Origin of the sequence: Indolivaga capnocytophagoides, assembly GCF_036511535.1 — a bacterium.
Classification (GTDB): Bacteria; Bacteroidota; Bacteroidia; order Bacteroidales; family Dysgonomonadaceae; genus Dysgonomonas_A; species Dysgonomonas_A capnocytophagoides.
In genome coordinates this window covers 4,599,029-4,610,163 of sequence record NZ_AP028867.1, presented here as the reverse complement: position 1 = coordinate 4,610,163, position 11,135 = coordinate 4,599,029, and the positions used below count along the sequence as shown (strand labels likewise).

Sequence of the window (11,135 nt, the reverse complement as noted above, 5' to 3'; positions counted from 1 at the left end):
TTATACAACAATATCCCCATAAAGATCAAAGGGGGCAGCACCAGAAATGCTTATGTTGTATATCTCCCCAATTTTTAATTTTATATTTTTGGAAACCAGTACTTCGGGATCCACCTCTGGCGAATCATATTCAGTACGGCCTATATAATAATCTTCATCTTCCCGGTCTATTATAACCCGAAATACTTCTCCTATTTTCGATTCATTAGACTCTAATGCAATCCGCTCTTGAGCAGCCATTAACACATCCATTCTTTCTTGTTTAACACTTTCCGGAACGTCGTCTTCATACTTCTCATAAGCATATGTTCCATCTTCATTTGAATAAGGAAATGCACCCATACGCTCAAACTTTGCGTCTTTCACAAACTGCAATAATTCAGCAAAATCCTCTTCCGTTTCACCCGGATGTCCAACCAAAAAAGTCGTTCGGATATGTATACCTGGTACTTCCTTCCGAATACGGTCTATAAGATCTATTGTATCCTGTTTCGATATCCCTCTTCTCATCTTAGTCAGCATATTATCACTAATATGTTGGAGCGCAATATCCAGGTATTTACAAACATTATCCCTTTCTCTTATAACAGGTAAAACATCGTAAGGAAATTTTGAAGGATACGCATAATGCAAACGAATCCATTCTACACCTTCGACATCAGCTATCTGATTAATCAACTCGGCAAGTTTTGCTTCTTTATACAAATCTATGCCATAATAAGATAAATCCTGAGCTATAATCTGAAATTCTTTAACTCCTTGCTTAACGAGAGAAACCACTTCTTTTACAATCTCCTCTATCGAACGAGATTGATGATGTCCGGTCATTATAGGAATAGAACAATAAGAACATGCCCTGTTGCAACCTTCAGATATTTTCAGATAGGCATAATGAGACGGTGTTGTTAAAGTTCTCTCATATTCAACATCTTTTCGAAAAGACTTCCCTAAATCTGTCATCAGACCTTTCCATCCGAATTTACCGTAAAACTTATCCACTTCCGGTATTTCAGCTTTCAGCTCTTCCATATATCTTTCGGAAAGACATCCCATAACGAATAGCTTACTCAACTTTCTCTTTTTCTTAGCATCTGCAAATCCTAGAATCGTGTTTATAGATTCTTCTTTTGCATCACCAATAAAGCCACAAGTATTCACAACTACAATTTCGCCTTCGGATTTTTCGGGATCATGTTTCACCGTATATCCATTGGCTAATAATTGTTTCATTAGCATTTCCGAATCTACCAAGTTCTTCGAACAACCTAATGTAACAACATCTATCCGATTCTTTTTCATTTATTTAAGAGAGGTCGCTATTCTACAAAATATCTGCAATGTATAACAAAGCAACTTCAAAGGTAACACAAATTAATGACCAAACAAGGAGTCAACAAATTCTTTTCGCTGAAAAACCTGCAAATCATCAATACCTTCACCCAGCCCGATATACTTCACAGGAATCTTAAACTGGTCTGAAATACCTATCACAACTCCCCCCTTAGCCGTACCATCTAATTTGGTTATTGCCAAAGCGGTAACATCAGTTGCAGCTGTAAACTGTTTAGCCTGTTCAAAGGCATTCTGTCCGGTAGAACCATCCAATACGAGCAACACTTCATGAGGTGCTCCGGGTACGATTTTACTCATTACCCCTTTTATTTTGGATAATTCATTCATCAACCCTATTTTATTATGCAAACGACCGGCAGTATCAATAATAACAACATCTGCATTATTGGCCTTAGCGGAACTGATTGCATCAAACGCTACAGATGCGGGATCTGCCCCCATAGATTGTTTTACCACAGGCACACCCACCCGTTCTCCCCAAATCACCAATTGCTCTACAGCCGCAGCTCTAAAAGTATCAGCAGCTCCAAGATACACCGATTTCCCGGATTTCTTAAACTGATTTGCTAATTTCCCGATTGTAGTTGTTTTTCCAACCCCGTTTACTCCAACCACCATAATTACATAAGGCTTGTGATCGACAGGTAAGGAGAATCCATCGGAATTATCACCTGAGTTATTCTCGGTTAGGAGTTCTACAATTTCTTCGCGAAGAATCTTGCTTAACTCCTCTGTATTTACATATTTATCCTTAGCTACACGCTCTTCTATACGTTCTATTATTTTCAATGTAGTATCCACCCCGACATCAGAAGTTATAAGGACTTCTTCGAGATCATCCAGGACACTATCATCTACTTTAGACTTCCCTACAACAATACGAGAAAGCTTCGAAAACATACTTTCTTTTGTTTTCTCGAGCCCCTTATCCAAAGTTTCTTTTTTCTGTTTCGAGAAGAAGTCTAAAATACCCATATCTTTTTATTAAATTGTTGTTTGTATTCTTTTAAATGCAAAACATAAATCTTTAATAGATTTAGTACAAATCTACTAAAGTATAAACAAAAAAACCTCCTTACAAATTTCTGAAAGGAGGTTTTTTTAATATTTTTAACGAAATTATTTCGCGAAATAATCTTTTACAGATTCGTTTGGAACCATTTCTTCTTTAAATGTATAAGCTCCTGTCTTAGGAGACTTTACCATTTTGATCACTTTTGCATAATTACGACCATCTTTTGATGATGGGTCGCGGTATCCTGCGACGGTCTTCTTTGCCATGGTTTTATCTTATTTTACTTTATTTCTTTGTGTACTGTCATTCTCTTCAAGATAGGGTTGTATTTTTTCAACTCCAATCTTTCAGTTGTGTTTCGTCTATTCTTTGTAGTGATATATCTAGATGTTCCTGCAAGACCACTTTCTTTGTGTTCTGTACATTCTAATATCACCTGAACTCTGTTGCCTTTTGCTTTCTTTGCCATTTCTTAGGTCCTCCTCTTAAATTTAAGCTTTCAAATATCCTTTTTCTGCCGCATTTTTCAACGCTGCATCCAAACCAATTTTGTTCACTGTACGAAGACCTGCAGCTGAAATATTTAGGCTAATCCAGCAATCTTCTTCTACCCAATAGAATTTTTTTCTAAATAGGTTGACATTGAATTTTCTTTTCGTTTTCTTATTTGAGTGCGAAACATTATTGCCAACCATAGCCTTTTTTCCTGTAATCTCACAAATCTTGGACATCGCTATTTATATTTATTTTTTTATTTACTTTATTTCCTTGTCGCAGTAAAACAGGGTGCAAAATTAAAGTTTTTTTTGGAAAGAACAAATTTTTAATCATTAATAACTCAAAGTTTTTCCTTTATTTTTCTGATTCGGTTCCTTTTATGATTTTTGATCGGATTCTGAGTCTAAAAAATAATTTATTTAAACATTGCCTCTGTTCGCAAAGAAGAAAGCCTTAGACTTTAAAACCCCATTCCTAAATCTATATAAAAACGCCCTCCATCTTTTGATCCAAAATAAGAAAATTTACCTGTATACTTTTTGAAAAAAGTCAACCAGAAGCCACCTCCACATGATGAATGCCACTTCTTGGATTTTTCGTCAGCATACCAAACACGACCGTAATCGAATCCGCCAAAAACCCCATATAACACTGGTGTAAATGGATTCTCTAATCGACCTAAATCGAATCGGAGATCAGAAAACTGATACATAGACTGCTTACCTATAAACCGATTATCGCGATACCCTCTCAATTTGGTCGTGGCAGCCTGATAAAATTCATACTTATCGGTAAATAAAAGATTGCCAACCACCTTTGTTGCAAAAGTAATACGATCGGAGATTTTTAAGTTTATACCGGCATTTCCTTTCCAATAAGTGAAATTTCGATCGGCATGCCCTAAATTCAGTTTCCATCCTAGTGTTGTCGAGAATTCGACTTTTGAAACGGCATCTCCAAACTTTTGAGATACCTCGTATGTCAACCCCAAGTCTATAAATGTCTTATTTTTAAATATCTGATCGCCATGTTCATATACATGATTGATAAAACGGCTTTCATCGTATTTATCTTTCAACTGAAATAATTCGAATGCTGCAGTTCCGATAAACCGCTGCCAGTCATTTAATCTCCAATATAAAGACGGAGCAATATTATATCGGTCTATTTTCACCTGATTATAACTGTTCTTTTCATCTTTATATCCGGGAGTCTGGTTGCCAAAACCGAAAAAATTATAGAAATTATTCGGAGTTGTCAACGATGCTTCTACTATAAGATTGAACCGCTCATCAAAAGGAGGAAAAAATCCCAGATAAGAAAATCCTTCGAGGTAGTTATAACCCAACCTATGCCGGTAAGTATAAGGAACCCTCTTAAATCCGTACATTGTATAGGTCAAATATGCACCCAGAGACAGACCTAAATCTGAATCATATATCCCCATGGGAGTAAAATCAAGAGTCTTGTACTTCAGTTTCTCATAATCATATTGATGAACATTTTCCACATCCGTCAGCATCATTCCTGCTCCCGCCAAAGCATCCCGGGTTTTATTATGCTCTTTATAATCGTATATTTTAATATTATTACCATCATGCAGACGATAAGTATTTTCGCCGTTGCCTCCTATCAGTAATAATGGTTTTGCATATTTACGGTCTCCTCTCTGCACAAAGGAATCATCACCATCCAAACCGTATATCCAAATCTCTTTGCTTCTCTTATTGAAATTTTTTCGATATAAAAAATTATCAGAATCTCCTGAAAATATACTTACAGATAAAGAATCTCCTGAAAATTGGTCTATTTCGAAACGATCATTTTCCACTGTACCTACAATAACCGGTGTTGTTTGCAGGATATTGTAATATTTTTGAGCAGCCTGTACCAGCAGCTTTTTTCGTTTCTTAAAGTTTGATTTGAGAGCCTTGGTATCAGCGCCTTGAATCTCTTTAGGGAAACGCTGAAATGCTTCATCTATTTTCTTATCTGTCAACTCTTGTTGTATAAATTTTGCCTGATTAATCCAAACATCACCTCCACTTCTGCTAGATAAAGCTACGTCTAGAGCAAAACTCAAAGAGTTACTTTTTTTCATTTTCTTAAACTCTCCATCATAGCTTGAAATACTTCCTAAATTAAGAACCCCCAGCATGGATTTTAGAAATATTCCATCCACTTTAGTAAATGCCTGCCCACGATCTAAAACTATCGGCGAATAGATAAGACTGTCTCCTGACTGTTTTTCATACCACATCCAATTTTCCGGCACTTTGTTCCAGTCTCCGATCAGCATATCCAACAACCGTTCTCTTACATATTCGTCCTGATTAACAAAATAAGACTTGCTATCCTGTACCTTTTTCAAAACCTCTTCTGTTGTAAATACATGTGAGTCGGTATTGTATTTTTTCAGATCATATATAGCCACCAACCTGTCGCTTATACATGAACCATCGGCTATAGTATCAACTGTAGCACCTTTCGGCAGATAATATATCTGAGGATTGAATGAAGCCAACCCCAACTGATCGGCTAAGCGGTCGGCTACTAAAAATGAATATGGATTCGTTATCGTATAAGCATCTCCGATAAACTTATCGAGATAAGTTTCTTTAAAATCATTCTTATTATATATATCACGAAAGAAAGCGGATTGCATAAATGTCGAAGATCCTCCTACGACCCTGACCAGAAAGAGATCTCCTGCTCCATTTCTCATAAATAAACCGTGTATATGAGGAATTTGCCTCTCAAGCACCAATCCGCCTTCAACTTCCGACAAATCAAGTGTTTTTGCGAGTATCGGCTTTATATACATATCCCTGTAATGAATACCCCACAGCTTATTATATAATGATCCGTGTTGCAACGCCTGAGGCGCATATATCGATTTCTTTACAAACTTACCATTTGCAATAGAATCGGCTCCTTCGGAAAGTTGAGCTCTTAGTTGAAATGGATTCAACAAAAGCAGAAAACTCCATACGAAATAAATTTCAGCTCCGATCCTCGTAATATTTTTTTTATAACTCATAGAAATCATTTACTTATCCCTAAACTCTCTATAGACTTGACTGTTCAACCGCAAGTTATAAAGTAATTCAATTAAAATGAACACAAACATACCCGAAAATGTTTCTTCGCTAAACTATTTTGTATTTTTGTACGTCAAGAAAAAGATAAGGTCACAGACCTTTTTATTGCTTTGGAAAGTATAACAGCCTAATTCTGTCACACTTGAAAATGCATCATTAAATACTCTCATTTACTTACATGCAAAATAAACCATATAAAGAATTCGGAGATTTTCTGAATACTCATTTTCCTTATAAAGTACAAAAAATATCCATTAATGCTGGTTTTACCTGTCCGAACAGAGATGGCTCTAAAGCTGTCGGCGGATGCACCTATTGCAATAACCAGAGCTTCAGTCCCGGCTATGGAGGCAAACAAAGATCTGTGACAGATCAGCTCCGCGATGGCATAGGATTCTTTGCACATAAGTATCCTGAAATGAAATATCTGGCATACTTTCAGTCATATACAAACACTTACGATAACATTGATAAATTAATAGCATTATATGAAGAAGCATTATCTTTTCCTGATGTCGTTGGAGTAATAATAGGAACACGTCCGGACTGTATGCCTAACGATTTGCTCGAGTACTTTGCCGAACTAAACAAACGAACCTTCCTCATGATCGAATACGGTATAGAATCGACCCTCGACTCGACTCTCGAATTCATTAACCGTGGGCATACATACGCCGAAAGTGTAGATGCCATAAGACAGACTGCCGCTAAAGGAATCTATACCGGAGCCCATATGATACTGGGATTACCGGGAGAAACCAGAGAAGACACACTATCTCATGCAGACAAGCTGTCAGCACTCCCTCTTACAACGTTGAAGATACATCAGCTCCAGTTAATAAAGGGAACTGCCATGGCAAGACAATATCGAGAACATCCCGAATGGTTTAACCTGTTTGAAGTAGATCAATACATCGATCTTTGTATAGATTTTGCAGAACGCCTGAATCCGGATTTTATTATCGAACGATTTGTTTCCCAGTCTCCAAAGTCATTGTTAATTGCTCCGGATTGGGGGTTGAAAAATTTCGAGTTCACAGCTAAAGTCCTGAAAAGATTTACAGAACGGAATACATGGCAAGGCCGATTATATAAAAAAGAATCTTAACCAGATCACTCTTCTGCTTCAATCTCCTTATTATCGTCATTATCATTTTTCTTTTTAGAAAACAGATTCTTTACTTTACCGATAAAGCCGGTTACCTTTTTCATAAAATTCTGTTTTCCCTGAGAGACCCCAACTGATTCTACAACCGGAGGCTGCAGTATCTGCCAGAAATAATTAAATGTAGAATGATACGGATCTCTAACAATCTCGGAATGTACCTTACGGGGTTTCCTCTCTTTTCCTTTCTTTATATCCGGATTATCCCTCTTGAGAACAGCATTGGCAGCCCTGCTTATCAGTTTATTCTCCACTAATTGTCCGTCTTGGTTCTTCAAAACTTTCAGGCGGAGATTATTATACAAAAAAGTCATGTCGACAGTGGCTCCCTCGCTGGAAGCATCAGTAATAAATTTAAGATCCTTCACTACTCCACTTTCGACCTGAGCCGGAGCCAAAGGTGTTATCAACTGATTCAATTCCCGTAAATCGAAATTAGTTAAATGAGCACTAAGCCTGAAATAATCATTTACAGAATCAACCGGAATATCCCAACGGGCATTAAAATGCCCTGCTCCCATTAATCGACCATCAGCCATAAGAGCCATAAAATGGTGTTTGTTTTGAGCAAAGTTGGTAAACCCTTTAATCTTTCCGTTCATTTCTGTAAAAAAGATTTTACCGGGAGTTGTTCCATTTTTAGATAGTTCTTCGTATACCACATTAAAATTACGAACATCGAGACTATCAATATCAAATTTAACGGGCATCTTATGCAATCCCTCATAAATCAGCGGCATTACATTATGCTGGATCTCTATTTTCTGATTTTTATAATTCAACAACGACACATCACTTACTGACAATTTCTTAGCTTTAAATATCTTATCCGAAAAATAAGAAGGAAAATCTATATCGAAGAACGTTATATCACCGACAGTAACATCAAACCAATCTTTGTTTTTGGGATGATGATATGCAAACTCATTTTTAGGAAATGCTGCATCCAAATGAATCTTCCCCAGTTGCAATATCTTCTTACTTTTACTTAGCTCGATATCCGCAACTTTCAGTGTATAAAATCCGTTATCCAAGGGAAAATGCAGATCCTTCGTTTTAAAGTCAATATCATCTAAAATAAAGTTATTCTGTTGATTGTCCAATTTCAGCCCCTTGAATGTTATACTTGTTGTATTCAGTTTCTGATGAGTAGCTTTCTCTCCTGCCAACCGGTTATTATAATCGATCGAGGCCTGAGAAATATTAAAATTATTGACAGATATAAGCGGAGCTATATCTCCAAGCTGTTCATAAATACTACCCTTATTATCTGAACTTCTATTCAATGAGGACTTAACTCTCAATATTTGACTTATTTTGATATCCGGCTTATCAACAAAGAAATCACCGATACTAAAAACGGCTTTATTCCAATTTAATGAATTAAGAGACAATAGACCTGTAGCAAAATCTATCTCTAAATCGGGCTGAACCAAATCGACATGAGCTTTTACTAAAGTGATTTCTTTTATATCTATCGGCAACACCTCTTTCTTTTTGCTTGACTCTGAAGGAGAAGATACCGACTTTTTCTGACTTCCAGACTTTCTTATTGCCAAATCAGGAGATTGTAATATTATCTTATCCGTTTTAAGTCCTTGCTTGCTACCCCAATGGAGAGTATTTATTCCTGTCGATTTGGTAAGTAACTGAATTGTATCTTTGACTGATTTATCGATATAAATAAGAGATAAATCAGTAATATTAGAACGTGTCATGATCAGATCAACAGGTATTTCGTCCTTTCCCTTGGTTTGTTTTGATGTACCGTTTCTTTCCTTTATTATCCTGATTTTAGGTGTCATGAGTTCAAAAGCACCTATCTCGATTTTCTGATTTCGCTTAGATGGATTATAAGTAATATTCCTCATATCGACCAAAGGAGAACTAAATGCAAAGTACATATCCGGAGCCTTAGCCCAGTTTTTTTCCTGAGGAATCAACTCCACATCTCTCAAGAACAATCGTCCCTTCATTCCTGATAAAAGCCCATCCTTTATTTTCAATCGGTAATCTTTCCCCGGCAATAGATTATCAAAACCTTCGAAACGAAGTTTAAAATCATCAAATGTCAGATATGTATCAGAATGCTCTACTGTTTCTTTATTTAATAATAAGTTTGTGGCATTAAAGTCTACTTTAGGTAAATAGTAATCCATTCCTCCTTTTACTCTCTTATCTTTAAAACGAATATTTCCGTTATTTAAGGACAGATTACTGATCCTCAAATGATCTGCAAACGGACTTATAATATCCAGATTCTGAAGGGGATTATCTGCTGCCGACTGAGCATCCTCTTGATCCTTAATTGTTTTCTTCGAAGGCATCTTTACATACTCTACTTTTGGAGCATCAATCGAAAAGTAATCGATATTCAGTCCCTGATCGTACTTTATTCCTGTAACCGTTATGGAATCTATTGTTCCCGAAATATAATCATATTTTGTATTTGCAGTAATGGGGCTGAGCATAACATCTGCAATTTGAAAACGTCCTAACACTGTATTCAATGCCAAATTACCAATTTTCAACCGTTCATTCTTCGAATTGACATTCCCCTCTATTCCCCAGGCATCTATCGAAAAACCATTCGAATACAAGAACTTTCTTTCTTTATCAGCGTCAGGATCAACTTTGAAGTGATAAGCTTCAAAATTAAAGTTATCCATGCGGTAAATATCCAACGAGTCCTTTACGGCGTCAGTATATTGGAGTCGGGCATTATTTACACCTATACGGTCTATAGTTATACTATTAAGCAATGGTGAAACCATTTCGTACAAAGTCCAAGAAAGAGTTACCGGCTTAGCCTTAGACTTTTTATCAGATTGTTGATTTTTTTTCTGATTATTAAAATATTTAATATCAGAGTCCGCTATTTCAAACAACCTCACCTTCAGATTGCTCAATGCGTTTTCTCTATCAAAAGCAATTCCTTTCAAACTGATAGAATTAATAGTAGACTCAACATAACTATCGGGTATCCGATTATACTGCGTCCATAGCATTTTTTGAGGGATAAGATGAACTTTTTGAATACTTATGATGGAGTCTTTTGTGCTTAATTCTATTTTATCGGTATTAAAAATAAACTGATTATTAGACAATAAGACTTGAGGTTGGTTTGTTTTAAAATCAAAATTATCACAGTATAATAGTTTTCCGGATTCAGATGAATTCTCATCTAACCTAAAACCATAAGCATGAAAACTTACATCCTTCAAAGAATAGATAGAGGAAGTATGCCCATCAAAAGAATCATAAGTTATATTGGCATGCTCCAGATTCATTTTCTTAACAGACAATACATCTATATATGGGGATATTAATTCATGCAAGGACTTATCTGAAGTATTCTTCGTTTTCTTTTCGAACCTATCCGAGTATTGCGAATCAAATACTTCAATAGTTGGATTCTTTATCTCAAACAGTTTAAAATTCAGCTTTTTATAATTAAACCGCCATGTTAGGTTTATTCCTTCAAAATGAATAGAACCAATATATACCTTGAAATAAGTAGATGGCAGGCTGTCTTTTGCTGCCCATGAATTAAACACCAGAGTATCAGGAGACAGTTGCACATCTTTGATCAATAGAGAGCCATCCAGAAACCCTACCGAAAGATCTGTGAATTCCATATTATAAAAGCCATCGGTAGCTTGGGCAACCTCTTTCCGCAAGACATCCCTTAAATAACTTTCGAGCTTGTTCTTCAGATACCAGTTTGCAAAGAATCCACCAACAACTATAAATATAATCGCTATAAAAATAATCTTTAGGACTTTACGCTTTTTTCTTCCCATATATACGGACTCCAATTAAGATACCTGATCTTTTATTTACAAACTTACCCCGGAAGAGAGCCAACTTCTATTTCTTTCTATTCAAGGCAATCATATAATTTGTAATGATAGTAAAAGTATTTCATCTATTTAACAGTCGTTGATATATATTGTTTGACAGAGTCAATTTTTTATGAAAAAGATTACCCTAGTTACATTGA

Annotated in this window: 8 protein-coding genes; 1 reads left to right on the top strand and 7 read right to left on the bottom strand. The window is 36.1% G+C overall.

All coding sequences use genetic code 11. The features are described 5' to 3' along the window. From rimO to AABJ51_RS18600, 6 genes are all read right to left on the bottom strand, one after another. Positions 1–1,299 carry a 30S ribosomal protein S12 methylthiotransferase RimO gene (gene rimO / locus AABJ51_RS18625; RefSeq protein WP_338373777.1) on the bottom strand — a complete coding sequence of 433 codons (1,299 nt, stop codon included), beginning with the start codon at positions 1,297–1,299 and terminating at the stop codon, positions 1–3. A 72-nt stretch (positions 1,300–1,371) separates the two neighbouring features. Then, positions 1,372–2,328 (bottom strand): signal recognition particle-docking protein FtsY, encoded by a 957-nt coding sequence (gene ftsY, locus AABJ51_RS18620; RefSeq protein WP_026625379.1) that lies wholly within the window; start codon positions 2,326–2,328, stop codon positions 1,372–1,374. A gap of 144 nt (positions 2,329–2,472) precedes the next feature. Next, on the bottom strand, positions 2,473–2,634 hold the full coding sequence (locus AABJ51_RS18615; protein WP_073357331.1) for a DUF4295 domain-containing protein: 162 nt from the start codon (positions 2,632–2,634) through the stop codon (positions 2,473–2,475). A gap of 14 nt (positions 2,635–2,648) precedes the next feature. Further along, positions 2,649–2,837 carry a 50S ribosomal protein L33 gene (gene rpmG, locus AABJ51_RS18610; RefSeq protein WP_026625380.1) on the bottom strand — a complete coding sequence of 63 codons (189 nt, stop codon included), beginning with the start codon at positions 2,835–2,837 and terminating at the stop codon, positions 2,649–2,651. 22 nt (positions 2,838–2,859) lie between these two features. Continuing rightward, a complete protein-coding gene (rpmB, locus tag AABJ51_RS18605) occupies positions 2,860–3,099 on the bottom strand; it encodes a 50S ribosomal protein L28 (protein ID WP_026625381.1) in 240 nt (79 codons plus the stop codon). Between the two features lie 227 nt (positions 3,100–3,326). Continuing rightward, the gene (locus tag AABJ51_RS18600) at positions 3,327–5,906 is read right to left on the bottom strand and encodes a BamA/TamA family outer membrane protein (protein ID WP_338373776.1); all 2,580 of its coding nucleotides are present in this window, start codon (positions 5,904–5,906) and stop codon (positions 3,327–3,329) included. A gap of 239 nt (positions 5,907–6,145) precedes the next feature. On the opposite strand from AABJ51_RS18600, the gene mnmL reads away from it, so the two are divergent. Then, on the top strand, positions 6,146–7,075 hold the full coding sequence (mnmL, locus tag AABJ51_RS18595) for a tRNA modification radical SAM protein MnmL/YtqA (RefSeq protein ID WP_026625383.1): 930 nt from the start codon (positions 6,146–6,148) through the stop codon (positions 7,073–7,075). A 5-nt stretch (positions 7,076–7,080) separates the two neighbouring features. On the opposite strand, the gene AABJ51_RS18590 is transcribed toward mnmL, so the two are convergent. Then, the gene (locus AABJ51_RS18590; protein ID WP_338373775.1) at positions 7,081–10,935 is read right to left on the bottom strand and encodes a hypothetical protein; all 3,855 of its coding nucleotides are present in this window, start codon (positions 10,933–10,935) and stop codon (positions 7,081–7,083) included. Positions 10,936–11,135: the final 200 nt, after the last annotated feature.